Annotated in this window: 22 protein-coding genes and 1 tRNA gene; 13 read left to right on the plus strand and 10 right to left on the minus strand. The window is 57.8% G+C overall.

Annotated elements, in window-relative coordinates; all coding sequences use genetic code 11:
- Positions 1–109: 109 nt before the first annotated feature.
- The 3 genes from WFK85_RS09225 to WFK85_RS09235 all read left to right on the plus strand — a co-directional run bounded on the left by WFK85_RS09225 (position 110) and on the right by WFK85_RS09235 (position 1666).
- Positions 110–445, plus strand: coding sequence for a nuclear transport factor 2 family protein (locus WFK85_RS09225; RefSeq protein WP_008458728.1), 336 nt, complete (start codon positions 110–112; stop codon positions 443–445).
- A gap of 83 nt (positions 446–528) precedes the next feature.
- On the plus strand, positions 529–1443 hold the full coding sequence (locus tag WFK85_RS09230; RefSeq protein WP_336706587.1) for an alpha/beta hydrolase: 915 nt from the start codon (positions 529–531) through the stop codon (positions 1441–1443).
- 128 nt (positions 1444–1571) lie between these two features.
- A tRNA-Sec gene (locus WFK85_RS09235) sits at positions 1572–1666 on the plus strand.
- A gap of 421 nt (positions 1667–2087) precedes the next feature.
- Here WFK85_RS09235 and idnR read toward each other — a convergent pair.
- The 7 genes from idnR to WFK85_RS09270 all read right to left on the minus strand — a co-directional run bounded on the left by idnR (position 2088) and on the right by WFK85_RS09270 (position 9364).
- Entirely contained in the window at positions 2088–3086 is a 999-nt protein-coding gene (gene idnR / locus WFK85_RS09240) for a DNA-binding transcriptional regulator IdnR (protein WP_166878684.1), read from the minus strand.
- A 65-nt stretch (positions 3087–3151) separates the two neighbouring features.
- Positions 3152–4471: a gluconate:H+ symporter gene (locus tag WFK85_RS09245; RefSeq protein WP_336706589.1), complete on the minus strand. Its 1320-nt coding sequence runs from the start codon at positions 4469–4471 to the stop codon at positions 3152–3154.
- 194 nt (positions 4472–4665) lie between these two features.
- A complete protein-coding gene (idnO, locus tag WFK85_RS09250; RefSeq protein ID WP_008458735.1) occupies positions 4666–5430 on the minus strand; it encodes a gluconate 5-dehydrogenase in 765 nt (254 codons plus the stop codon).
- A 24-nt stretch (positions 5431–5454) separates the two neighbouring features.
- Complete coding sequence (idnD, locus tag WFK85_RS09255) at positions 5455–6486, minus strand: L-idonate 5-dehydrogenase (RefSeq protein WP_166878693.1); 1032 nt, start codon at positions 6484–6486, stop codon at positions 5455–5457.
- A 419-nt stretch (positions 6487–6905) separates the two neighbouring features.
- Positions 6906–7586: an HAD-IA family hydrolase gene (locus tag WFK85_RS09260; RefSeq protein ID WP_336706591.1), complete on the minus strand. Its 681-nt coding sequence runs from the start codon at positions 7584–7586 to the stop codon at positions 6906–6908.
- A gap of 187 nt (positions 7587–7773) precedes the next feature.
- Complete coding sequence (locus WFK85_RS09265) at positions 7774–8385, minus strand: hypothetical protein (protein ID WP_336706592.1); 612 nt, start codon at positions 8383–8385, stop codon at positions 7774–7776.
- A gap of 85 nt (positions 8386–8470) precedes the next feature.
- The gene (locus WFK85_RS09270; protein ID WP_336706593.1) at positions 8471–9364 is read right to left on the minus strand and encodes a LysR family transcriptional regulator; all 894 of its coding nucleotides are present in this window, start codon (positions 9362–9364) and stop codon (positions 8471–8473) included.
- Between the two features lie 114 nt (positions 9365–9478).
- Between WFK85_RS09270 and WFK85_RS09275 the strand changes: the two genes are divergently transcribed.
- From WFK85_RS09275 to WFK85_RS09285, 3 genes are all read left to right on the plus strand, one after another.
- Positions 9479–11017: an MFS transporter gene (locus WFK85_RS09275; protein WP_336706595.1), complete on the plus strand. Its 1539-nt coding sequence runs from the start codon at positions 9479–9481 to the stop codon at positions 11015–11017.
- Positions 11007–11789 carry a metallophosphoesterase family protein gene (locus WFK85_RS09280; RefSeq protein ID WP_336706596.1) on the plus strand — a complete coding sequence of 261 codons (783 nt, stop codon included), beginning with the start codon at positions 11007–11009 and terminating at the stop codon, positions 11787–11789. The genes WFK85_RS09275 and WFK85_RS09280 overlap by 11 nt, the downstream gene beginning before the upstream one ends.
- Positions 11790–11900: 111 nt before the next feature.
- Positions 11901–12179, plus strand: coding sequence for a hypothetical protein (locus tag WFK85_RS09285; protein ID WP_154187416.1), 279 nt, complete (start codon positions 11901–11903; stop codon positions 12177–12179).
- Here WFK85_RS09285 and WFK85_RS09290 read toward each other — a convergent pair.
- Positions 12176–12955, minus strand: coding sequence for an oxidoreductase (locus WFK85_RS09290; RefSeq protein WP_166994797.1), 780 nt, complete (start codon positions 12953–12955; stop codon positions 12176–12178). The genes WFK85_RS09285 and WFK85_RS09290 overlap by 4 nt on opposite strands.
- A gap of 109 nt (positions 12956–13064) precedes the next feature.
- On the opposite strand from WFK85_RS09290, the gene WFK85_RS09295 reads away from it, so the two are divergent.
- Positions 13065–13967: a LysR family transcriptional regulator gene (locus WFK85_RS09295; protein ID WP_336706599.1), complete on the plus strand. Its 903-nt coding sequence runs from the start codon at positions 13065–13067 to the stop codon at positions 13965–13967.
- Positions 13968–13981: 14 nt separating this feature from the next.
- Here the strand turns inward: WFK85_RS09295 and fhuE are convergent, their stop codons facing one another.
- Positions 13982–16147 (minus strand): ferric-rhodotorulic acid/ferric-coprogen receptor FhuE, encoded by a 2166-nt coding sequence (gene fhuE / locus WFK85_RS09300; RefSeq protein ID WP_166994801.1) that lies wholly within the window; start codon positions 16145–16147, stop codon positions 13982–13984.
- Between the two features lie 361 nt (positions 16148–16508).
- Between fhuE and emrD the strand changes: the two genes are divergently transcribed.
- Positions 16509–17693, plus strand: a complete 1185-nt coding sequence (gene emrD, locus WFK85_RS09305) for a multidrug efflux MFS transporter EmrD (RefSeq protein WP_166878713.1) — start codon at positions 16509–16511, stop codon at positions 17691–17693.
- Here the strand turns inward: emrD and dsdC are convergent, their stop codons facing one another.
- The gene (gene dsdC / locus WFK85_RS09310) at positions 17694–18629 is read right to left on the minus strand and encodes a DNA-binding transcriptional regulator DsdC (protein ID WP_336706601.1); all 936 of its coding nucleotides are present in this window, start codon (positions 18627–18629) and stop codon (positions 17694–17696) included.
- Between the two features lie 224 nt (positions 18630–18853).
- Here dsdC and dsdX point away from each other — a divergent pair, with 224 nt between their 5' ends.
- The 5 genes from dsdX (at position 18854) to WFK85_RS09335 (ending at position 25360) form a co-directional block, all read left to right on the plus strand.
- Positions 18854–20191 (plus strand): D-serine transporter DsdX, encoded by a 1338-nt coding sequence (dsdX, locus tag WFK85_RS09315; protein ID WP_008458762.1) that lies wholly within the window; start codon positions 18854–18856, stop codon positions 20189–20191.
- A gap of 17 nt (positions 20192–20208) precedes the next feature.
- Positions 20209–21537 carry a D-serine ammonia-lyase gene (gene dsdA, locus WFK85_RS09320; RefSeq protein ID WP_166994805.1) on the plus strand — a complete coding sequence of 443 codons (1329 nt, stop codon included), beginning with the start codon at positions 20209–20211 and terminating at the stop codon, positions 21535–21537.
- A 320-nt stretch (positions 21538–21857) separates the two neighbouring features.
- Positions 21858–23252: an MFS transporter gene (locus tag WFK85_RS09325; RefSeq protein ID WP_166994807.1), complete on the plus strand. Its 1395-nt coding sequence runs from the start codon at positions 21858–21860 to the stop codon at positions 23250–23252.
- 91 nt (positions 23253–23343) lie between these two features.
- Positions 23344–24375, plus strand: a complete 1032-nt coding sequence (locus tag WFK85_RS09330; protein ID WP_008460682.1) for a LacI family DNA-binding transcriptional regulator — start codon at positions 23344–23346, stop codon at positions 24373–24375.
- Between the two features lies 1 nt (position 24376).
- Entirely contained in the window at positions 24377–25360 is a 984-nt protein-coding gene (locus WFK85_RS09335; protein ID WP_166994809.1) for a nucleoside hydrolase, read from the plus strand.
- Position 25361: the final 1 nt, after the last annotated feature.

Here is a 25361-nt window from a genome sequence, read left to right on the forward strand (position 1 = left end):
ACCACGGCACCATTCCTTTCATTAGACATTTTCCATCGGGCAAGAGACGCTGTCCCGGCACACAACCATATTTTGGCAGCCCGCCAGTTTCTCTTATCAGGATACTTTTATGTCAGTCACAGACCCCGTCATACGCCAGTTCGAGGCGTACAATGCCCACGACCTCGACGCCTTTACAGCCTGCTTTAGCGAAGATTTCACCGCCTATCGCCCGCCAGCCGTAACGCCTTCTCTGGCAGGACGCGATGCCCTGTATGCTTTCTACAAAGATCACCGTTTCAATAACCCGGCCCTGCGAGCAGAAATCATTTCCCGCACCGCAATGGGCAACAAGGTGTTCGACCACGAGAAGATCCACGGCCTGAGCGATGAACCGATTGAAAGCATGGCCGTTTTCGAAGTGGAAAATGGGCTGATAAAAACGGCATGGTTCTTTTTTGGCTGAACCCTGCCCGCCATAAATGATGGGTTTACCTGGCCAGTTTGTCGGCATAGGATATGGATATTTATCCAGTAAAAGGACGTATTATGGCCCTCGAACCCGCTATTGCCCGACTGGTGAATGACTTTATTGCCGCCGGTCGCCCCTCTTCCCGCCAGCAAAGTTTTGCCGAACGGCGGGCAGGCTATATCGCCAGTACCGTGCTGGCCGGTGAAACGGAAACCAGAGTCCAGGTGGAAGATATTTCACTGGAGGGAATGCCGTTACGGGTCGTTTCCCCACTCGACGCCAGTGGAACACTGCCGACGGTGATTTATTATCACGGCGGCTGCTTTGTCAGCGGCGGGTTTGCCACTCACGATAATCAGCTCCGCCAGTTAGCTTTTCACGGCGGATGCCGGGTCATTGCCGTGCAGTATCGCCTGGCCCCAGAACACACTTACCCTGCCGCCCATGATGATGCCGAACGTGCTGCCATATTAATCAGGCACCACGCCATGAATTTAGGCGTCGATAGTGAGCGTATCACGCTTGCCGGAGACAGCGCGGGCGGGCATATCGCCCTGGTAACCGCCCTGCGTCTGAAAGCCGCCAAGGAATGGCTCCCGGCTAGCCTGATGCTGATTTATCCGATGCTCGACGCCAGCGCTCAGCAGCCAAGCTACCAGCAGAACGGCGAAGACTACATTATCACCCGCGACACGCTGCTCAGTGGCTTTGAAGCTTATTTCCCTGGAACGGATGTGATGCATCCGGAAGCCAGCCCGCTGTGGCGCGAAGATTTTGCCGGGCTGCCACCAGTGCATATCCTCACCGCCGAATACGATCCCCTGCGCGATGAGGGCGAATTACTTTATTCCCAGCTTATAGAACAAGGTGTTACGGCAAGCTGCCAGCGCTATCTGGGCGTGATCCACGGTTTCTTTCAGCTGGGCGGCATTAGCCAGACAGCGAGAGAGGCCATGAGAGACATAGCCTGGCGAACCGCGTCAACGGAGTGATTCCCAGGTCGTTAGACTGATTTAGCAAATAATTTCACTTTAGGCGCAGGATATATTCTTACTGACCCATTGGGCAGCAGCATGAAACCCGGTATACTGCGCCCGCCTCCATGTAGCAATGCAGGCGCGGAAGGTCGTCGTCTCCGGTGAGGCGGCTGGACTTCAACTCCAGTTGGTGCCGCCAGCGGCGCCGGGCAGGTTCGACTCCTGTGACTTTCCGCCAAGTTTAAAATATCAAAAACATCTAAATAAAATAATTGGTTGAGAATATTAAAATATTTCCACCAAAGCACATTAATGTTTTAGCGTGCCATCTACTTCATGCAACATTCCAAAAATTCGTAATAATCCTTATTAGCTTTCAGCGCGATACAAATCTTATACATCCATAGATGATGCTGGCCACTTTCAGGTACGGAAATATTGCAGCTCTCTGTTAATCCCGATGTTTAATCTTCTGATCGACAGCCTGCAAGAGCCCCGCTTTGTCCGCGCAGATTCAGGTCTGGCAACGATCGATAGCCAGTCCGGAAATAATATTCACTAGCCCCTCACCCGACCCTCTTCCTAAAAGGGAGAGGGGAAAAATACGCGGCGTCATCAACGCCGTGTTCCCTTCCTGGCGCCTGCCTCACAAAACCCGCTCACAGCGTCTGCCCGTGGTAAATCTGGTAGCCCAAATCAATGGTGTTGTGGTTCAGGTCTTCATTGCCGATCTTATCCAGCAGCATTCTGGCTGCCACCCGGCCAATGTCGAAGCGGGGGGTGATCACACTTGCCAGGCTGGGGATCATCTGGCGCCCCATCTCCAGCCCGTGAAAACCGGCGATCGAGATTTGTTCAGGCACGGGCAGGCCGCGCTCCCGGCATAGCAGCAGTGCCCCCATGGCAATATCGTCGTTAGTGCAGAAGACTCCGTCCAGGTCAGGGTAAGCGGCCAGAGCGTCGCGCATCAGCTGCATACCCAGATGGATGGATGAAATGGCTTTCGGGTTGATGCGCTGGGGCTCCAGGCCGCGCAGCGTCATCGCTTCGCAGTAACCCCGGAAGCGCTGCTCGTCGCGCACGTCATCTTTTGAACCGAGGTAGACGATCCTGCGCCGCTGCCGCTTGTCCAGCATGGTGCCAACCATGTCTAACGCGGCCTGGCGGTTATCAAACCCCACCTCCATATCCAGCCGGTCGCCCTGAATATCCATCAGTTCCACAACCGGGATGGCAGCGGACCGCAAAAACTTCACGGTGCGGAAGGTGTGGTACTTCTCGCAGAGAATAATGCCGTCGATGTTGTAGGAGAGCAGGTTAATCACCGACTCCTCTTCCGACTCGCGGTTGTAGTTATAGTTGGCGATCAGGGTCTGGTAATTCTGCCCGGACGTGACGGACTCAATGCCGGCGAGAATGTCGGCGAAGAGCTGGTTTTGAAAAGAAGGAATCAGCACTCCCAGCGTATAGCTGCGGGCATTCAGCAGCATACCGGGGGCACGATTGGGCACGTAATCAATCTCTTCCATGATTCGGGCGATACGCAGCCCGGTTTCTTTTGCAACCTTTTTAGGCGAACGGATGTAGCGGCTGACGGTCATCTTCGTCACGCCAGCCAGCGTGGCGATATCCTGCAAAGAAATGCGGTGGTTTCTCATCGGCCCTCTCAATACCGGGGCGCAGCGCGCGCACCCGGTGGCCTGTCGGCGAGTCATACAACGATTTAATGCAAAACGGCATTTATCGTCAATACGCCCAGCAGCCCCATGACTGAGATCAGCGTTTCCATCACGGTCCAGGTACGCAGCGTTTCCCCCACGCTGAGGTTAAAGTAGCCCTTAAACAGCCAGAATCCCGGATCGTTAACGTGAGAGGCGATCACGCTCCCCGCCCCGGTCGCCAGCACCATCAGGGCCGGGTCGGCGTGGGTCACGCTGATGATAGGCAGCACCACGCCTGCGGTAGTGATCGCCGCGACGGTCGCCGAACCCAGCGCAATACGCAGCAGTGCCGCCACCGTCCAGCACATCAGCAGCGGCGAGAGCGGCGCACCGTTCATCAGGTGCGCGATGTACTGCCCTACGCCGCTGTCGACCAGCACCTGCTTAAAGGCGCCGCCACCGGCGATGATAAACACGATCATCGCGATAGCGCCGATAGAGTCCCCGGCGATGTTCATCACCTGCTCCATGCCTCGCCCTTTGCGCCAGCCGAGGGTAAAGGTGGCGATAGTCAGGGCAATAAACAGCGCGACCGCCGGGTTACCAATAAAGTCGAGGAAAGATCTGAGCCCACTTTTTTCAGGCAGCACCACGTTACAAAGCGCGGCAATGGCCATCAGCAGCACGGGGGTGATGGACACCAGCAGGCTGTTCCAGAACGAAGGCATTTCCGCCTCGCTGAACACCCGCGAGCTGAACAGACCTTCCGGCGGCTGCTTTTCAAACCGGGTTAACAAACGGGAGAACAGCGGTCCGGCAACGATAATCGTCGGCAGGCTGATAATCAGCCCGTATAGCAGGGTGGTACCGAGATTGGCGTTATACATGGTGGCAATCGCGGTCGGCCCCGGGTGCGGCGGCAGGAAGCAGTGCGTGACCGACAGCGCGGCCACCATCGGTACCCCCACATACAGCAGCGGCAGGCCGGACGAGGCGACAACGGTGAACACCAGCGGCAAAAGCAGCACAAAGCCGACCTCAAAGAACATCGCCATCCCAACCACCAGCCCGGCAATCATCAGCGCCCACTGTACGCGCTTCGCGCCGAAGGCCTCGATCAGGGTAGTGGCGATGCGCTGCGCCGCCCCGGTATCCGAAATCAGCTTCCCGAGCATCGCCCCAAAGCCAAGGATCATCGCCAGCCCGCCGAGGGTGCCGCCAATCCCGTTTTGAATGGAGTGCAGAATCGCCTGGGGATCCATTCCCTCCGCAAACCCAACCACCGCCGCCACCAGAACCAGCGCGATAAAGCCGTTCACTTTAAAACCGATCATCAGGACCAGCAGCAGGGCGACGCCTGCGGCAATAATAAGTAATGGCATACGCTTATCTCTTATCAGTGCAAAAAAAGCAGCGCGAAGCGCTGCAGGTTAGTGGTCAGGTCGGGCAGTCAGCGCGTTTAAAAAAGCTGAAAACCAATCGCTTGATTTTCAGCTTTCTGCGGCGAGAGAAGGCCCATGCTCTCCACCTTTTATTCGGTCTACCCGCCTTCACTTTTCGGCAGGCACTCGCGCCGTTAAACGGCGGCCAGCATGCCGCCATCAACAAACAACAGGTGCCCGTTAACGAAATCTGAAGCTTTTGAAGAGAGGAACACCGCGGCGCCAATCAGCTCCTGCGGATCACCCCAGCGTGCGGCGGGCGTCCGTTTGCACAGCCAGCCGCTGAACGCTTCGTCATTCACCAGCGCCTGAGTCATTTCCGTTTTGAAGTAGCCGGGGGCGATGCCGTTGACCTGAATGTTGTGGCGGGCCAGCTCAACGCACATGCCCCGGGTCAGCATCTTCACCGCGCCTTTCGAGGCGGCGTAAGGCGTGATCGTGTCGCGCCCCAGCTCACTCTGCATGGAGCAGATATTGATCACCTTCCCGGCCTGGCGCGCCACCATCCGGCGGGTCACCGCCTGCGAAACCAGGAAAACGCCAGTCTGGTTCACCGCAATCACATCATTCCAGTCCTGCTCGGGGAACTCGGTAAAAGGATGGCGGCGCTGAATTCCGGCGTTGTTCACCAGCACATCAATCGGGCCCACTTCCTGCTCAATGCGCTCCACAGCCGCATCGACATCTTGTTTCTGCGTCACGTCGAACGGGGCGCCCACGGCGCGGATCCCTTCGTCCCGCAGCTTTTGCACCGCAGCCTCGACCTTAGCTGGCGTGCTGGCGTTGACGACAATCTGCGCCCCGTACTGACCCAGCCCGGTAGCCATCAGGTACCCGAGCCCCTGCGCAGAGCCGGTAATCAGGATGTTCTTGCCTTTCAGTGAAAAAAGATCGTTCATTGCCTTAATCCTTATTAACAGGCCTCAGAAAACCAGCTGGACTTTCGCGGCCTGGGTTTTATCCCCGGCAAAGATCAGCGCCTGCTCCAGGTCGGTAAAGGCATACTCTGCGCTCAGCAACGGCAGCGGGTTAATCACCTTGTTAGCCAGCCAGGAAACGGCCGTATTGAACTCCGTGGTGAAGCGGAAAGAGCCTTTCAGCGAAATCTCTTTGGCGATGAGCATCATCATGGGGAATTCCGGCACTGCGCCGCCCATTCCTACCTGCACCATGGTGCCTTTGGCGCGGGTCACTTCCAGGCAGGTGGTTACTGACGAAGGGTGACCGGAGGCTTCAAAGCTGATATCGAAGTAGCCTTTTTCCTCTTTCCAGCCGTCCAGGCTATCGTGCAGCGGGTTCACCAGCGTGTCGGCGCCCATCTGCGCGGCCAGCGAAAGCGAGCGCGGGCTGACATCGGCGCAGACAATTTCTGCCGCTCCCAGCGTTTTTACCGCGCTGGCGATCAGGCAGCCAATCGGCCCTACGCCGGAGATAAACACGCGCTTGCCCTGCAGATCTCCCGCCTCGTGCGCGGCGTGGATGGCCACCGCCAGCGGCTCGGCAAACACCATCACTTTTTCATCCGCTTCAGCGGGATAGGGAACGCACTGCGCGCTGTCGACGGTTTTAAAGCGGGTAAAGCCGCCGTCAACGTGTGGGAAGTACATTGCGCTGCCGAAGAAGCGCATGGTTGTGCATTGATTTTCTTCCTGGCTAAGGCAATATTTACAATGGCCACAAGGTTTGGATGGATTAATAGCGACCGTCTGCCCTTCATGTAATTCAGGAGAATCGGTATGCACTACCGTGCCAATAACTTCATGGCCTAAAATCATTGGGGCTTTTACGGCAAAGTTGCCGACCTTCCCTTCCTGATAATAATGCAAATCGGACCCGCAAATGCCTCCCCGGGAAATCTTCAGCAACGTCCCTTTATTATTCCACTCAATTTCCTGATGGCTAACGGAAACGGTTTGCTTGCCTGAGATCACACAGGATTCAGTGTTAATTTTCATCAATGCCTCAATAGTCAGCGGGTAAAACTCAGCGCTATTTAAAGGCTTTTACCTGCCCATAATTGTGATGAAAATCACACTTAAAGGCTGTTACAGAAGGATGTTACGCATAACGTGACGCACCTTTTAGTTCTTAGCGGTTGGCGCCAGGGATGGGGCGATGTAATGCGGAAAATAAAAAAATAGCTTCTGAGGATTCTGGTAAATAAATAAAAAACATCAAAAACCTTTAAAAGAAAAATACATGAACGTTCTGCAAATCAAATATTAGCCATCATGAAAAGTATGAATTATTTATTTACAAAGTAGAGTAATATTTTTAATTACCCATGAGAATGAAAGAGATAACCCGGCACTCATCGGCCGGGAATCTGTCAATCACCTTGAATAGGCTCTGCCACAAAAGAGAGCCTGAATAATTAGCTTAGCTGCAAGAGAATACCCGAGCCGTCGGCCTCAACTCGCAGGGCATCGTAATTTTCCGCGCCGGTATAACGAGAGAGCTCCCCGGCGTGGTGAGCGTTGGTGCCGGAAATGACAAAGATTTTTGCGCCTGCCGCTTCACCGGCTTGTACACCCGCCAGGGCATCCTCAAACACCAGGCAGTCGGCCGCGTTTACGCCCAATTTTTCCGCCGCCAGCAGGTAGCCCTCCGGGGCGGGTTTACCGAGACGGACGTCTTCCGCCGCAATAATGACTTTGGGTTCAGGCAAACCGGCGGCCTGAATGCGGCGCAGCGCCAACGCTTTTGGGGCGGAAGTAACAATGGCCCAGCGATCCATCGGCAGCGCCTGCAAAAACTCTCGCGCGCCGCCGATGGCTTCCACGCCATTCACATCGGCGATTTCAGCTTCGGTAATCCGCTGTGCTTCGGCTTCGGCATCCACGCCCGGTAGATTCTGGCGGGCAATCGTCTCCACCGCGCGCACGCCGTGAATGGTGGGCAGGAAAGCTACCGGATCGATGCCGTGACGCACGGCCCACTCACCCCAGATGCGTTCTGCCACGCGAATGGAGGTCAGAATGGTGCCGTCCATATCAAAGAAGAAGGCCGAAAAGCGCTGGCCGTTAAAAAGTATATCGCCCGTTTGTGCTGTCAATGACGTGCTCTCCACAGGAGTCTGATGGTCTGCGGAGCATCATACATGGGCGTTATTTATTGTTCACCTGGGCAACCACCTTCTCCCTAAAAGGGAGAAGGGAAATACCGATCAACGATTCAACCTGTAAAGCTTACTGGCAGGTCCTCTGTATAGAGGTCGGCACTGTTCTGATAATCACCACAAATTACATCGGCGGCGTCAGCCCGTTAACCCCGGCGGAAATTCCGCGCGCGACGGCCTGGCCTTTGTCATCTTTGGTGGCAAACAGCACCACTTTCGCGCCCGGCTTCAGCACGGATTTGTCGGCGGGGCTGATCAGCACCACCGGCACGTCGTCCGCCACCTGCACGGTTTTCTGCTGGCCGTGGAATTTCACCGTCATCGTGCGCCCGTGGCTGTTCACGAGGGTGCCGACCGTGCCGTTGGTCATGGTGTTCACCTGGCCGTTGGCGGATTCAAACGGATTAAACCCTTCCCCGGAACCGCGCAGGCTCGGGGCAAAAACGTGTACCTCCAGCGCCTTCAGCGTGCCATCCGCCTGCGGCACGGCGGCGGTGCCGATGAAGCTGTCGGGCTTGATGTCGCTCATCTTCGCTTCGCTCACGCCGTTGATTCGGGTTTTGTCCGTCAGGCCAACGGAAAGCTTTTCCCCCTGACGGGTGGTGATTTGCAGCGAGGAATCATTGACCGCATCAATGGTGCCGCGCACCGGGGTAATGACATTGTCCGCCGCCGCAGCGCCCACGCTCAGCAGCAGGAGGCTTAAGGCCGGGATAAACAAACGAGGCTTGATCATGCTTTCTCCAGGGTTCAGGTCAGGTTAAGAACTGCTCTGGATCAAGCGTAACCGCCAAATGAATCCCGGGGGTGAAAGAGTGTGTTCAAACGTTTCCAGACAGACCCGAAACGTGCTCTTTTGCGAAGCGAATAAGGCGTTTAATCAGCGGCGTGCGCTCCCGCTTGCGGTACAGCATCCAGATAGCCGAAGGGATTTCTGCCCCGGCAATCGGGCGATAGACCACGTCCGGCACGCCGATGGTTTTCGCCATGATCTCCGGGATAACCGCGATGCCGTTGCCCAGCGCTATATGCGCCAGCACTTCGGTCAGCGTGCTGGAGCGGATGGCATCGTTGAGCACAAATCCCCCGCGGCGGGCGACTTCATGCGAGCCGGATGTCTGCTCCGGCAGAATAAAGCTTTCCCCGGCCAGAGCGGCAGGGTCGATAGCTTCCGCGCCGGAAGCCAGACGATGGCAAGCGGGGAGCGCCAGGCAAAAACAGTCGCTTTGCACCAACAGGTGCCCGACTTCTGACGGCAGCGCGACCGGGGCGCGCACAAACCCAACGTCGATTTTGCCCTCCACCAGCGCCGCCGCCATGCTGTCCATCAGCACTTCTCGCGCACCAAGCGAGATATCCGGATATCTCCCCCGAAACGCCCCCATCACCGAGCTAAGCGTCCCCGACCAAAGCGAAGACGCCACGTAGCCGACGCGAATGTAGCCCTGCTCGCCGCGTGCAGCGCTCAGCACCCGCTCACGCGTCAGCTCAGCCTGCCGCAGCGTGGCTTCGGCTTCTTCGCGGAAAATCTCCCCGGCCTGGGTGAGCTGTACGCGCCTTTTAGTACGTAAAAATAGCGGCGTGCCAAACTCCCGCTCAAGCTGACTGATTTGCACCGACAGCGTCGGCGTGGAGATGTTCAGCGTTTCCGCCGCCGCGCCAAAATGGAGCGTTCGGGCAACTTCGAGAAAATAACGCAGATGGCGAAGCTCCATGTTTACTCCTGATTATTAGGTATTAACTAATAATAATGCCGAACGTGAAAATTGAATACCGCGCCCCGGATCGTGAAGCTTAAGGCGTGTTCTTCCCGCGTTTTCGGAGCTTTTATGTCTACTGTGCTGGCCGCGCCCGCGGCCAAAAACGACACCACCGTGCTGCTGGTTGCTTCCATGGGCTGCGCGATGACGGTCATCGACACAAATATCGTTGGCGTCGTCTTGCCGACCATCGCCCGCGGGCTGGACGCCACGTTTGCCGATATGGAGTGGGTGATTGGCGCCTACGTGCTGTGCTTCTCTTCCCTTTTGCTGCCCGCCGGTTCGCTGGCGGACCGCTTCGGCAGACGGCGGATTTTTTTATTCGGTATCGCCCTGTTTGCCCTGGCGTCTCTCGCCTGCGGAGCGGCCACCACCATCCTGATGCTGAATATTGCCCGCGCTCTGCAGGGCGTAGGCTCGGCGTTCTTGCTGGCACCCGCGCTGGCGATCATCGGCCACACCTTCCGCGAACCTCAGGCACGGGGCCGCGCCTGGGCCATCTGGGGCGGTATGATGGGCATCACCATGGTACTCGCGCCTTTGGCCGGCGGCATCATCAGCGCCTATTTCGGCTGGCGCTGGGCGTTCTACATCAACATCCCCATTTGCCTGCTGCTGGCAATGGCGGTGCTGCGCACCATTGAAGAGTCCAGCAATCCTGCCGCCGGTAAGCCGGATGTACATGGCATTTCGCTGTTTATCGCCGCCATGTTTTCTCTCACCTGGGCGCTGATCCTCGCCCCGGAGCACGGCTGGGGCAGCCCCGAAGTGATGGGGCGCTTTATCGCCTCAGCGTGGTTCTTTCTGTTCTTTGCGCTGGTCGAACGTTACAAGACTCAGCCGATGCTCGATCTTCGCCTGTTCCGTTCACTGCCGTTTATTGGTGCGGTGCTGGCGATGTTCACCTACGCGGCGACGGCACAGGTGATGACGTCCCTGCTGCCGTTGATGCTGCAAAACGTCGAGGGTAAAACCGCGCTGGCGTCCGGGGTCGGCATGCTGCCGTTCGCCCTCGCTATGTTGTTCTTCCCGATGGTGGCTCGCTGGATGGCACATCGCATGGCTGCCCGCTGGATCTTAGCCGCTGGATTAGGGCTGGTTGGCGTCGGCAACCTGATAATCGCCGGCGGCGTGCTGGCGCAGTGGCCCTGGCTGGTTATCGCCGGTATGGCCGTGCTGGGCAGCGGTGGCGGCATCCTCAACGGCGAAACGCAGAAGGCGATTATGGGCACCGTGCCTCACGAAAGGGCGGGCATGGCTTCGGGGATCAGCACCACGGCGCGCTTCTCCGGCATTCTGCAAGGTTTTGCGCTGCTGGGGGCCATTCTGGCCGGGCATACGCGTCACGTGCTGACCTCAACGATGCAGGCTAGCAACCTGCCGGTACGCGACGATTTTATTACTCAGGTTGTGGCAGGAGATGTGCAGCGCGCCCTTGCGCTGTGGCCGGAGAAACAGGCTCAGACGCTAAGCTCGCTGATCCGCCACAGCTACGCCAGCGGCTTCTCGCTGATGCTGGTTTGCGCCGCGCTGTTCGCTTTCTTCATTGCTCTGGTTGTCGTTTTCACCGTGCGGGATCGCGCCGGGAGTCAGCCCAATGAACGCTAAAGAGATTGATTTCCAGTTTGCGATTTTCAGCGATATTCACGCCAATTTACCGGCACTTGAGGCCGTTTTGCAGGACATTGACCGCCACCACATCAACCAAATTTGGTGCCTGGGCGATCTGGTGGATTTTGCGCCGTGGCCTAATGAAGTGATAAATCTGATTCGCAGCCGCAACATTCCGGTGGTGATGGGCAACCACGACCGCCGCGTAGCAATCGACGAGCCGGTCACGCCGCTGGCTAAGCACTCCGTCCATGAACAACAAGCCCGTGAACAGGCGATTACCTTGAGCAAACGCACGCTGACGGAGGAGAACCGCCGCTGGCTCAGCGCCCTGCCCCGGTCGAGAGCGTTTCATGCCGGGCCGCTCAGAATTCTGCTGGTTCACGCCAGCCCGGATTCGCTCTCCGAGTATGTGCATCGCCAGTTCTCGTGCAGCCAACTGATGAAGTGGCAAACCGCCCATCAGTTCGATGTGATGATTTCCGGGCATACACACTACGCGGATATTCGCGAGCTGGTCCGCAGCGATGGCCGCAGGTTTACCGTCGCCAACACCGGCGCGGTCGGGCGAATAAAACCCGGCGAGCCGCAGGCCACCTGGCTAATGGGCAGTTACCGTCACGGGAAGCTAAAACTGGCGGTTCAAACGGTAAATTATGATGTCGCCGCCGTGGCTCAGGCGATTAAAGACAGCCCGGTGCCTGACTTTTATGCGGAGGAGCTGTACCAACACGGCATGGCCTGTTCGCGGGCGCTGTCGGCGTTCTGAGCGGCTCACTATTTCGTGATAAGCTGTGCAATATTGGCGACAGATAAAGCCATCACTATGTTGATGCGCGATACTGCCTCACTTTCATTGCTTGACGCTTCAGGAAGAAAAATGGCCTCTAAATATGCACTCGTTCTGCTGGCTCCGCTGCTGCTGGCCGCCTGTTCGTCATCGGACAATTCAGGGATGGACCGCCAGGACAGGCAGCGGCTGGATGACAGCTTTATGCGCTCGCCATGGCCCGATCCCTACTACAACAGCCGCTACCTGACGCCGGAACAGCGCCAGGATATCCGGGACCGCATCCGCGCCGACCAGCTGGAAGCCAGAGGCCGCAGGGATAACAGTACCGACAGCGGCGACGGCTTTGGCCAGCCTGTGCATTTCTAAACGGTCGGCACCGTTCCGCCGTCAATGATGTACTCCGTGCCGGTAATCGCGGCGGCACGGTCTGAGGCCAGGAAGGCTATCAGGTTAGCCACTTCTTCTGGTTTTGCCGGGCGACCCAGCGGGATCCCGCCCAGCGAATCCATAATGATTTGCTTCCCGCCCTCATAATCCGTGCCCGCCTGCAGCGCCAGCCGCTCCGCCAGGCGAACAGACGCCTCAGTTTCAATCCAGCCCGGCGCCACGCGCAGCACCCGCACGCCCAGCGGAGAAACCTCTTTCGACAAGCTTTTGCTATAGGCGGAAAGCGCCGCTTTGGCTGCGGCATAGGCCGTGGTTGCCTCCGGCAGCGGTAAAATCCGTTGAATCGAAGAGACGTGGATAATCACGCCTGAGCCCTGCGCCGTCATGCCCGGCAGCAACGCCCTGTCCAGCCGCACCGCCGGGAAAAGGTTAAGCGCCAGCTCGTGCTGCCACTGCGCTTCGTCCAGCGTCGCATAGCCTCCGGCGGGAGATGATGAGCCGCCGAGCATATGCACGATGATATCCACACCCCCGAGACGCGCCTGCACCGCTTTTACCAGTTGCTCGCAGCCCTCACGCGTGGCGAGATCCGCCGCAAAAAACTCATCGTCATTAACGTTTTCAGGCGCATGGCGAGCCACGGTCATGACCTGCGCGCCCAGCTCGCGGAACAGCGCTACGGTCGCCGCCCCAGCCCCCTTCGTGCCGGATGTCACCAGCGCTCTCTTGCCCTTCAGTGTCAAAAAGTCAGTCATCTTACGTTCTCCAGAAAGTCGATTTACCTGTCGGATCACTACTCTAAGAACGCGGTATAATTTAAACAATTGGGACAAACCGGGATGAAATGATGAAGGAATCGGGACAATGTCGCGCATAGCCCTCGGCGATATCGAAGCCGTACAGGCCATCGCCCGCCGGGGATCTTTCCGCGCGGCGGCTATCGACCTCGGCGTTTCAACCACGGCGCTCAGCCATACGCTGGCAAAGTTTGAGGCCGAACTTGGCGTACGCCTGTTTAACCGCACCACCCGTAGCGTGTCGCTGACGGAGGCCGGGAGGCTGTTTATTGAGAGAGTTAGCCCGTCTCTTCAGGGGCTGAACGACGCTCTTGAAAGCGTGCGGGCGCACCGCGATACGCCGTCCGGCCTGCTGCGCATCAACGCGCCGCCTTTTGCCGCTCGCCAGGTACTTTCGTCGCTGGTGTTTGAGTTTTTACGCCGCTATCCGGAGATGCAGGTCGATATGGTGACCGAAGGAAAGCTGGTTGATATCGTTGCGGAAGGGTTCGATCTTGGGGTGCGCGTAGCCGGGCTGGTACCTGCCGATATGATTGCGCTTTCTCTCGGCCAGCCGCAGCGCTTCGCCGTTGTCGCGTCTCCGGTTTATCTGGCGGAGCACGGCGCGCCGTTAACGCCGGGCGACTTGCTGAATCACGCCTGTATTCGCGTCCGGTTGCCGGATGGCTCGCTCTACCGCTGGCATCTGGAAAAGCAGGGCGAAATCGCGCGAATCGATGTGCAGGGGCCGCTGACGCTGGACGAAGCCTCTCTGGCGCGGGAGGCGGTTCTGGAAGGTATCGGACTGGGCTTTTTCATGGAGCAAAACGTCGCCGATGAAATCCGCGCAGGCAAACTGGTGCGCCTGCTGGAAGCGTGGACCCCGCCCTTCCCGGGGCTTTGCCTTTACTATTCCGGCAGGCGGTATCCTTCTGCCGGGCTTGCCGCTTTCCTGGCGCTGGCGCGGGAAAGTAGTCAGGGAGGCCAATGACCTCCCCGTCACGCTTAGAAGCTGTAGTTTGCCGTCAGCGAGAAGCTGCGCGGGGCGCCATAAACCACATAGTCGGAAAGCCAGGATTCATATTCTTTGTCGAACAGGTTATTGATGTTGCCCTGCACGGCGAAGTTTTTCGTTACCTGGTAACGGGTGAAGAGATCCACCAGCGCGTAGCTGCCCTGTTTGATGCGGGTGTTGCCGTTCGGACCGTAGGCATCCTGCCAGGTTTTACTCTGCCAGTTCACACCGCCGCCCACGGTCACTTCCGGCAGCATCGGCAGCTGGTAGCGGGTGAACAGCTTCATCGTGGTACGCGGCTGGTCAGGGTTTACAGCGTCGCCGTTATTGTCATCTGCCACATAGCGGGAAGCCCCGAAGGTCAGTTGCCAGTTATCGGTCAGCGCGCCGTTCAGCTCAAACTCCACGCCGCGGCTCACGGTGCCGTCCACGGATTTATACGCCGTTTCACCAGGGTTGCCGTTAACCGGCGTGCCGAGCGACTGGGCAACTTTGTCCTGTTCGATGCGGAACACCGCCAGCGAGGTGGTCAGGCGCGTGTTAAACCAGTCCGCTTTCACGCCCGCTTCGTAGCTCTTCCCGGTGGTTGGGTCGAGGTAATCGCCGTTGACGTCGCGCTTGTCGGTCGGCTGAAAGATGGAGGTGTAGCTGGTGTAGGCCGACCAGGTGTCATTGATGTCGTAAACCAGCCCCGCGTACGGCGTGACGTCGTGTTTTTTGCTGCTCAGGCTGGTTTGCGGCGCGGTGGACGGATTGTAGTCCGCGTCCCATTCGGTATAGCGGGCGCCCACAATCAGGTGCAGCGGGTCAGCCAGCGAGAAACGCGCTGCGGTGTAGGCGGCCTGCTGGCGCACCACATCTTTGCTGTACAGCGAGAAGGATGACCAGCTTGGGTCTGCGACGCTGCTGTAGAAGCTGTCCATCGCGATGCCGCCGTAAGGCAAGCCGGTGTTCGGCATGGCGTTGTCGTAGTGGTTACGCTGGCGGCTGTAACTGCCGCCGAACATCAGCTCGTGCTGGCGGCCAAACAGATCAAAGCCGCCGCGCACAAACGCATCCACCGAATCCTGTTTACGCTCGCCCCGGTTCCAGCCGCCATAGGCGCTGGTGCCCGCGCCGGTCACTTTATCCGGGAAGCCGGTGACATACATCAGCTTAGAGTCGAAGTTGGTTTCGGCGTGCAGCGTGTTGATACGCGCTTCCCAGCCGTTATCAAAGCGCTGGACCAGGTTGGCGAACACTTTGGTGGCGTCTTTGTTGGAGTAAGCCCAGTCCGGCGCGGTGGTGGCGCTGCGGCTAAAGTGCGTCCGGCTGCCGTCGGCATACCAGGTGGGCAGGCCGCCCCAGGTCGGGCTGTCGTCATTGCTTTCCTGGTAGTCGTAGCCGACGGAAAGCGTGGTGGAGTCGGTCAAATCGGCATCCACCACGCCGTAGATAAATTTCTTGCGGTAGTGGCTTTTGTCCAGCCAGGTGTCGTTGTCCTGGTAGCCGGTAACCACGCGGCCCCGCACGTTGCCGGACTCGCTCAGCGGCGCGGAAAGATCGGCCACATAGCGCTGCTTGTCCCAGCTACCATAGCTGGCGGACACGTTGCCTTTAAATTCGCGGCTGTCGGCGTGCTTGCGCACCATGTTGATGTACGCCGATGGATTGCCGCTGCCGCTCATCAGCCCCGCCGCGCCGCGCACTACTTCAATATTTTCAAACACGGCGGTATCCGATCCGGTATCACCGAAGTCCCAGACGTCGCTAACCTGCGTGGGCATGTCGTCGTAGGCATAGTTGCTGATAAAGAATCCGCGCGCAAAGTAGGTGGCACGGCTGCTGTCCACCAGCTTGGTGCTGATGCCGGTGGTGTTATCCAGCACCTCACCGATGGTTTGCAGGTTCTGATCCTGAATACGCTGCTGGCTGATGACGCTGACGGATTGCGGGATATCGCGCGGAACCAGCAGCAGCTTGGTGCCGGTGGTGGTGGTTTTGACGCTGTAATCCTGTTCCTGTCCCGCCAGCGGATTGTCCGCCTGAGTATTCACCGTGATGGTGTCTTCTGCCTGCGCAGAAGGCAGCAGCGCCAGCGCTATAGCCGCCGCCAGGAGTGATGGGCCGCCTGCCCGTAACGTGAACCGATCCCTGGAGAAGTTAACAAATGCCATGTTAAACCCTCATTTTTGCAGTGCTGCGGCGTTTTCCGTGGCCGGCACTTTTTTTGATTTTTATAAAGACGCGCACGATTAAATGCGGATGAGAAATATACGCATTTGTATTTAACCTGTAAACAAATGTAATTCTCTGAGGGTGAACGAAGATTGCACCGTTGCGGGGCAAAAATGGGCGTTTGGTGGCAATAAAAATTGCCGCTTTCGCTTTACAAACCGACACGGAATTCTGTTGTTAAAACAGCCTCATCATCTGGCTTATTGCATAGGTTGTGATAGATTCCTCTCGCTTTCAAAACATACACAGCAAAATACGCTGCGAAGCCTCTCTCTTTTTTCAGGTAAACGATCGGACGCCATGAGAAAGTTAGCCAATATCCACCTGCTGATGATGTTGATTCTGCTGGTTGCTGTCGGGCAGATGACACAGACGATTTATATTCCTTCTATTCCCGATATGGCTCATGAAATGGGCGTGCGCAGCGGCGCGATTCAGCGCGTGATGGCGGCCTATTTGTTTACCTACGGCGTGTCTCAGCTGTTTTATGGCCCGCTTTCCGATCGCATTGGCCGCCGCCCGGTGATCCTCGCCGGCATGGTGATTTTTATGCTGGCGACGCTCGGTGCACTGTTTACCACTAATTTGCATATTCTGGTGCTGGCAAGCGCCCTGCAGGGCATGGGCACCGGGGTCGCGGGCGTGATGGCGAGAACCATGCCGCGCGATCTCTACGAAGGCGGTGATTTACGCCAGGCCAACAGCCTGCTGAACATGGGCATTCTGGTGAGTCCGCTGCTGGCACCGGTTATTGGCGGGATGCTGGACAGCGTCTGGGGCTGGCGGGCCTGCTACGGTTTCCTGCTGCTGCTGTGTGCCATTGTCGCGTTTTCTATGTGGCGCTGGCTGCCCGAAACTCGCCCGGCAGACGCCACGCCGCCTCGCCTGATGCGCAGCTACAAAATGCTACTCGGCAATATCTCCTTCAACTGCTATCTGCTGATGCTGGTTGGTGGCCTGGCGGGCGTGGCGGTGTTTGAAGCCTGCTCCGGCGTACTGATGGGCGGCGTACTCGGCCTGAACGGCGTGGTGGTCAGCATTCTGTTTATTCTGCCCATTCCGGCGGCGTTTTTTGGCTCCTGGTACGCGGGCCGCCAGAACGTGCGTTTCTCCAGCCTGATGTGGCAGGCGGTATTGAGCTGCCTGTTCGCCGGTATTCTGATGTGGATCCCTGGCTGGTTCGGCATCATGAATATCTGGACACTGCTGGTACCTGCGGCGCTGTTCTTCTTCGGCGCAGGCATGCTGTTCCCGCTGGCGACCAGCGGCGCGATGGAGCCGTTCCCGTTCCTGGCCGGTACCGCAGGGGCGCTGGTTGGCGGTCTGCAGAACATCGGCTCCGGCGTGATGGCCTGGTTCTCCGCGCTGATGCCGCAAACCGGGCAATACAGCATCGGCATGCTGATGACCGCGATGGGCGTGCTGATCCTGTGCTGCTGGCTGCCGCTGGCGCAGCGGTTCCAGCATCATGGCGAGACAGTTTAGTTATTTAGCCTCTTCGGCAAGGTTTTTCAGCCAGCTAATAAAAGCGTCAATCTTCGGCCATTGTCGGCCAGTTAGGGTCGAAATGTAGTAATGCTGATGACATTTTAACGTTTTCTCCCCAAACGGGGCGATGAGCTCGCCCCGCTCCAGCCGCTTTTGCACCAGCCTTTTTCTCCCCATCGCTACGCCAACGTGGTTCATCGCGGCAATCACCGCCAGGTCAGAGCGATCGAAGCCTATGCCCGTCGAGGCCGGGAGTTCAATACCAAACTGCTGAGCCCAGCTGTACCACTCATCGGTGCCGGAATCATTGCTCCACGCCTGCCGGTCATGCAGCAAAGTACAGTGGCGCAGTTGAGCAGGCCGGGAATGGAGTTCAAAGCGGCGGGCATATTCCGGGCTGCAAACCGGCAGAATCGCCTCATCCATCAGAAAATGGTGGCTCAGTTGCGAGGAAGGAGCATCGTCAAAATAGAGCGCCAGATCGATACCCGCACGCTGTAAATTGAGGTTGTCATTCCCGGTCAGAATAGTTAATGAGATAGCAGGGTAGCGCTGGGTGAAATCCCCCAGCGCGGGCACCAGCCAGCACTGGGCGATCGACGGCCTGGAGTACACGGTCAGCACCCCCGAGAGTTCCTGGTTTTTGATATCCAGAATCTCCTGGTTCAACGTGTCCAGAGACGATTTCAGCGCCCAGAACACCCGCTTGCCTTCGTGCGTCAGTTCCACTTTACGATGCGAGCGAACAAAAAGCTGGATCCCCAGCTCCTCTTCCAGCTGGTTTATCCGATGGCTAACCGCGCTGGGGCTGAGTGACAGTTCATCCGCCGCCAGTGCAAAAGATTGATGGCGCGCCGCCACCTCAAAAGTGTACAGCTTCGACAGCTGCCAGCCGTTTAATAACCGATTTCGCCCCTCGCGTGACGTTTCCATCGTGACCTCTCTCTCAATTCCGGCGGCCAAGTTTAAAAAATCCGCGGCTAACCAGCAGCATTTAGTTGAAGAAAAGCGAACCTGAAACACATTTCATCGCCTGATTTCGACTCAAATCACCCTATTGATTCAATTTACCTCATGTGAAAGGCCAGTTTTATCGTTTGTCAGCCCGGATGGATTTTTATCCAATAGCCCGCAAATGATGCACAGGAGAAGGGCTAATGGGATCGCAAATCTGGGTGGTGGGTACGCTGCTTGCCAGCATAGTGTTAATCGTGTTGACCATCATAAAACTGAAGCTTCATCCTTTCCTCGCGCTGCTGCTGGCGAGCTTTTTCGTCGGCGTGATGATGGGCATGGGCCCGCTGGAGATGGTCAACGCAGTGGAAAGCGGCATCGGCGGCACACTCGGCTTTTTAGCCGCGGTCATCGGGCTGGGGACCATTCTGGGAAAAATGATGGAAGTCTCCGGCGCCGCCGAACGCATTGGCCTGGCGCTGCAGCGCTGCCGCTGGCTTTCCGCCGACGTGATTATGGTACTGGTCGGCCTGATTTGCGGCATTACGTTGTTCGTTGAGGTTGGCGTGGTGCTGCTCATCCCGCTGGCCTTTTCCATCGCCAAAAAGACCCACACTTCGCTGCTGAAACTGGCGATCCCGCTGTGTACCGCGCTGATGGCCGTTCACTGCGTGGTGCCCCCACATCCGGCGGCGCTGTTTGTGACCAATAAACTCGGCGCCGATGTAGGCACCGTGATTGTGTATGGCTTAGCGGTTGGCCTGCTGGCGTCTCTGGTGGGTGGCCCGCTCTTTCTGAAATGCCTGGGCAAGCGTCTGCCGTTTAAATCCGTTCCCGTCGAATTTTCATATCTGCAAACGCGCGATGCGGCTTCTCTGCCGTCCTTGAGCGCCACGCTGTTTACCGTGCTGCTACCCATTGGCCTGATGCTGGCGAAGACGCTCGCTGAGCTGAACATGACCCCGGGCAGCACGGCTTATACCGCGCTGGAGTTTATCGGCAACCCGATTACCGCCATGTTTATCGCCGTTTTCGTGGCCTATTATCTGCTGGGCCTGCGTCAGAACATGGGTATCGCTACGCTGCTGAGCCACACCGAAACTGGCTTTGGCTCCATCGCGAATATCCTGATGATCATCGGGGCAGGCGGCGCGTTTAACGCCATTCTCAAGGCCAGCGGCATGGCAGACAGCCTGGCGCTGAGCCTTTCCAGCCTGCATATGCATCCGATCCTGCTGGCCTGGCTGGTTGCCCTTATCCTTCACGCCGCCGTCGGGTCTGCGACCGTGGCGATGATGGGCGCCACGGCTATCGTTGCTCCGCTGCTGCCGCTCTATCCCAACGTCAGTCCGGAGATTGTGACGCTCGCCATCGGCTCCGGCGCTATCGGCTGCACCATTGTGACGGATTCGCTGTTCTGGCTGGTGAAGCAGTACTGCGGCGCGACGCTCCATGAAACCTTTAAGTACTACACCACGGCGACATTCATCGCTTCTTTAGTTGCACTGGCCGGCACATTCCTGCTTTCCTTTATCATCTGAGCGCCAGGAGGCTCGTTATGAAATCGACAGAATTACACGCGTTAACCGAAAAATTTCCGCTGCTCAGCGAGCTTACCGCCCTGAACGAAACGGCCTGGTTTAATCCGGGAGCCACCTCCCTTGCCGAAGGCTTACCGCATGTTGGCCTGACTGAGCAGGACGTGAAAGAGGCGCACGCCAGGCTGGCTCGTTTTGCGCCTTATCTGGCCAAAGCATTCCCGGAAACCGCCGCAGCCGGTGGGATTATCGAGTCAGAGCTGGCCGCCATTCCGGCGATGCAAAAGCGCCTGGAAAAAGAAAATGGGCAGCGGCTCTTCGGTAAACTGTGGCTGAAAAAAGACAGCCATCTGCCTATTTCTGGCTCGATTAAGGCTCGCGGGGGCATTTATGAAGTCCTGACTCACGCGGAAAAACTGGCTACCGAGGCGGGCCTACTGAGTCCTGAAGATGACTACAGCAAGTTGCTTTCTCCTGAATTACGCGAGTTTTTCAGCCGCTATAGCATCGCCGTTGGCTCTACCGGCAACCTGGGTCTGTCGATTGGGATCATCAGCGCCAGAATTGGCTTCCGCGTCACGGTGCATATGTCCGCCGACGCCCGCGAATGGAAAAAAGCTAAACTGCGCAGCCACGGCGTGGAGGTGGTTGAATACGCCGAAGATTACGGGGTTGCCGTTGAGCAGGGGAGAAAAGCCGCCGAGGCTGACGCCAACTGCTTCTTTATCGATGATGAAAATTCCCGCACGCTGTTCCTTGGCTACGCCGTCGCCGGGCAACGGCTAAAAGATCAATTCTCGCAACAGGCTATTACCGTCGATGAGCAGCACCCTTTGTTTGTCTATCTGCCCTGCGGCGTCGGCGGCGGCCCCGGTGGCGTGGCGTTTGGGCTGAAACTGGCCTTTGGCGACCACGTTCATTGTATTTTTGCCGAGCCAACCCACTCCCCCTGCATGCTGTTGGGGGTTTATACCGGCCTGCATGATGCGCTTTCCGTGCAGGATATCGGGATAGATAACCTAACCGCCGCCGACGGTCTGGCCGTGGGACGGGCTTCCGGCTTTGTCGGCAGAGCAATGCAAAGGCTGCTGGACGGCTTCTATACCGTGGACGATCAAACGCTGTACAACCTGCTAGGCTGGCTGGCTGAAGAGGAAAATATTCGCCTGGAGCCGTCGGCCCTGGCTGGTATGGCCGGGCCGCAGCGCGTGTGCGCGACGACGTCTTACCATGAGCTGCAGGGCTTCAGCGCCCAACAGCTTGATAACGCGACGCACCTGGTCTGGGCCACCGGAGGCGGTATGGTTCCTGAGGCTGAGATGGCGCAGTATTTAGCGAAGGCTCGCTGATCTTTCCCCTCACCCCAGCCCTCTCCCCAAAGGGGAGAGGGAGAAAACCCCGGCATATTTTGCTCCCGATCGGCCCCTCTCCTAATAAGGGCCGGAAGAAACCCGCATCTTTGGCCTGAATGCTGTTCTGTCCCCTCTCCCTTCCAGGGAGAGGGTTAGGGTGAGGGTCACCTTCCCCGTCATATTTTTGTCATTTAGTTACCTTACTCTCACTTCCGGTTTAATTATTTGATCAATCTACGCGCGTAGATACACTGCGAGAAATGATTAAAAATGGCATCTTCGCCAACAGATAACGTTCGATCTCTGTGAGAACTCTAATGACGACAAGCACTTTCTCCCCTCCTCCGGCCTCGGCGCAACACGCGGCAGAAGAGCGTCTGGCCACGCCGGAAGGTAAACGTGATTTTATTCGCGCCACCTTCTCCTGCTGGCTCGGCACCACGATGGAATACGCGGACTTCGCGCTTTATGGCCTGGCGGCCGGGATCATCTTTGGCGATGTGTTCTTCCCGGATGCCACGCCCGTCATGGCGCTGCTCTCCAGCTTTGCCGCTTACTCCGTGGGCTTTGTTGCCCGGCCAATAGGCGCCCTGCTGTTTGGCTGGCTGGGCGACCGCTACGGCAGAAAAATGGTGATGGTCATTACCATTGCGCTGATGGGCTGCTCCACTACGCTTATTGGCCTGATCCCAAGCTACGCGCAAATTGGCGTCTGGGCGCCAACCTGCCTTGTGATTCTGCGTTTTGCCCAGGGGCTTGGCGCGGGTGCGGAGCTGTCCGGCGGTACCGTCATGCTGGGTGAATATGCGCCAGTGAAACGCCGTGGCCTGGTGTCATCCATTATCGGGCTGGGCTCCAACAGCGGCACGCTGCTGGCTTCTCTGACCTGGCTACTGGTGCTGCAGATGGATAAAGAGACGCTGCTTGCCTGGGGCTGGCGTATTCCGTTCCTGTGCAGCATGTTGATTGCCGCTGTTGCCCTGATTATTCGCCAGCATCTGCGTGAAACCCCGGTGTTTGAGCGCCAAAAAGCGCTGCTGGAAGCCGAGCGTAAACAGGTACGGGAAAAGGGGCTGGCCGAGCAGCAGAAAGATCCTCGCAGCTTCTGGCAGCGGACCCGCGCCTTCTGGACCATGGTCGGGCTACGCATTGGTGAAAACGGCCCTTCTTATCTCGCCCAGGGTTTTATCATTGGCTACGTCGCCAAAGTGCTGGCAGTGGATAAATCCGTCCCCACGCTGGCGGTGCTGATCGCCTCGGTGCTGGGCTTCGCCATTATTCCTTTTGCCGGCTGGCTCTCCGACCGCTTTGGCCGCCGGATCGTTTACCGCTGGTTCTGCCTGCTGCTGATTATCTACGCTTTCCCGGCCTTTATGCTGCTGGACTCACGCGAGCCGATGATCGTTATTCCAACCATCGTTGTCGGCATGGGGCTGGCTTCGCTGGGCATTTTCGGTGTGCAGGCCGCCTGGGGCGTGGAGCTTTTCGGCGTGACAAACCGCTATACCAAGATGGCGTTTGCCAAAGAGCTGGGGTCGATGCTTTCCGGCGGAACTGCACCGCTGATTGCCGCCGCGCTGCTCTCCTGGACCGGGCACTGGTGGCCTATCGCGCTCTACTTTGCAGTGATGGCGGGCATTGGGCTGGTGACCACCTTCTTTGCACCTGAGACCCGAGGTCGCGACCTTAATCTGCCGGAAGACGCTATTTGATTTGTCACAGAGTTGACGGCGATTTTTACGGAGCAAAGCTTTATGCTGTGGCTCCGTTTATCGCCCGCCAGCCAAATAAAGCAGGTATTCAGTGACTAAGCCTCAAGTACACCGCGTTACCCGCGCTGAAGTCGCCAAAGAAGCAGGGACTTCCGTCGCGGTCGTCAGCTACGTGATTAACAACGGCCCGCGTCCGGTCGCGCAGGCGACGCGTGAGCGCGTGCTCGCCGCCATCAAGAAAACCGGCTACCGCCCGAACGGCATTGCCAGGGCTTTGGCCAGCGGCACCACGCGCACCTACGGTTTAGTCGTGCCCAATATTGCCAACCCGTTTATCTCGTCCATGGCGCACGCGCTCCAGCAGGAGGCTTTTGCCGATGGCCGGGTGCTCTTGCTGGGGGATTCCGGTGACGATCGCGCCCGCGAGCTGGAGCTTATCAATAACCTGCTACATCGCCAGGTGGACGGGCTGATTTATACCAGCGTCGACAGGCATCCTTACATCGATCTTATCCAGGCCAGCGGTACGCCTTGCGTGATGCTGGACAGGGTTGAGCCGGAGCTGAACGTTTGCTCGATTCAGGTTAACGAGCAGCACGCCGCACGGCGCGCAACCCGCCATCTGATTGAGCACGGCTATCGCGATATCGCCATTATTTGCGGGCCACAGGAGATGCTAAACACTCAGGATCGCATCAGCGGCTGGCGGCTGGCGCTGGAAGAAGCGGGCCTTACCGTGCACCCTGAATGGATTTTTTCAACGGATTACACTCGCCAGGGCGGCTACGATGCCACAAAGCAAATGCTGGCTGGCGAATTGCCTCGGGCGCTGTTTGCCACCAATGAACAACAGGCCTTTGGCTGCCTGAGAGCACTGTCTGAACACGGGCTTTCCGCGCCGAAAGACCTCGCCCTGGTGTGCTTCAACGGCACCCTGGAATCGGCCTTCAACGTTCCCTCTTTGACGACGGTTCGCCAGCCCGTCACGAAAATGGCAAAAAAAGCCATCGAAATGCTGAAAAAGTGGGACGGGCAGCCGCATAAACACGAATTTGATTTTGAGCTGGAGATTGGCGAGTCCTGCGGCTGTCACTCCCTCACCACAGCAGGAAGTTATAAGTAACATGAAGCGTTTAATTATCGATTGCGATCCGGGTAACGGCGTTGCCGGGGCTAACGTAGACGACGGTCTGGCCCTTGCCCTGGCGCTTGCGGCGCCGGAGATTTCTCTGGAGCTTATTACCACCGTGTCCGGCAATACGCCAAGCGAAGTGGGCTACGCCGTCGCCTCTGATTTAGTCGCTCGCCTGGGCATGGCCGTTGAGGTCGCCCGCGGCGCTTCGCGTGCGCTGATCGAGCCTTCAGCACCGTGGCGGGAACATCTGGATCACAAAGTCGATAAAGTGGGTCTGCGCCACCTGTGGAAGGACGTTACTGCCCCGCAAATGCTGGCCGAAGTTGCCCCGCTGGCGGTGCATAAGATGGGCGAACTTATCTGTACAAATCCTGGTGAAATCACGCTGATAGCTATCGGCCCGTTGACCAACGTGGCGCTGGCTTTGCAGCTTTACCCGCAGATGGCGAGCGCGGTAAAAGAGATTGTCATCATGGGCGGCGTGTTTAACGTTGACGGCTACCTGAAGGATACCAACTTCGGCGTTGACCCGGAGGCCGCACACGCCGTGCTGACCAGCGGCGCAAACATCGTTCTGGTGCCGATGGACGTCACCACCCAAACCATGATGACTCACCAGGATTTAGATGCGCTCGCCACCTGCGATAACCGCCTGAGCCGTTTTCTCGTGGACACCATTCGCCCGTGGATGGATTTTTCCATGCAAACTCGCCAACTGCCGGGCTGCTGGATCCACGATGTGCTGACCGTTGCCTGGCTGCTTGAGCCCGAGCTGGTGAGCTGGGCGGAGGATTATGTGGATGTGTCGCTGAGCGGGCTGAGCCGCGGCAGAACCCTGCGGTATGGCCCGGAACATTTGCGGCTGACGGTGAACGTTGACGCGCCGCAGGGCAAGCCGGTGAAGCTGCTGCAAACCGTGGATAACCAGAAGCTGCTGGCGCTTATCGACCGGCATATCCGCCAGTTTGCATAGG

The organism is Cedecea sp. VD22 (assembly GCF_037150195.1).
Classification (GTDB): Bacteria; Pseudomonadota; Gammaproteobacteria; order Enterobacterales; family Enterobacteriaceae; genus Cedecea.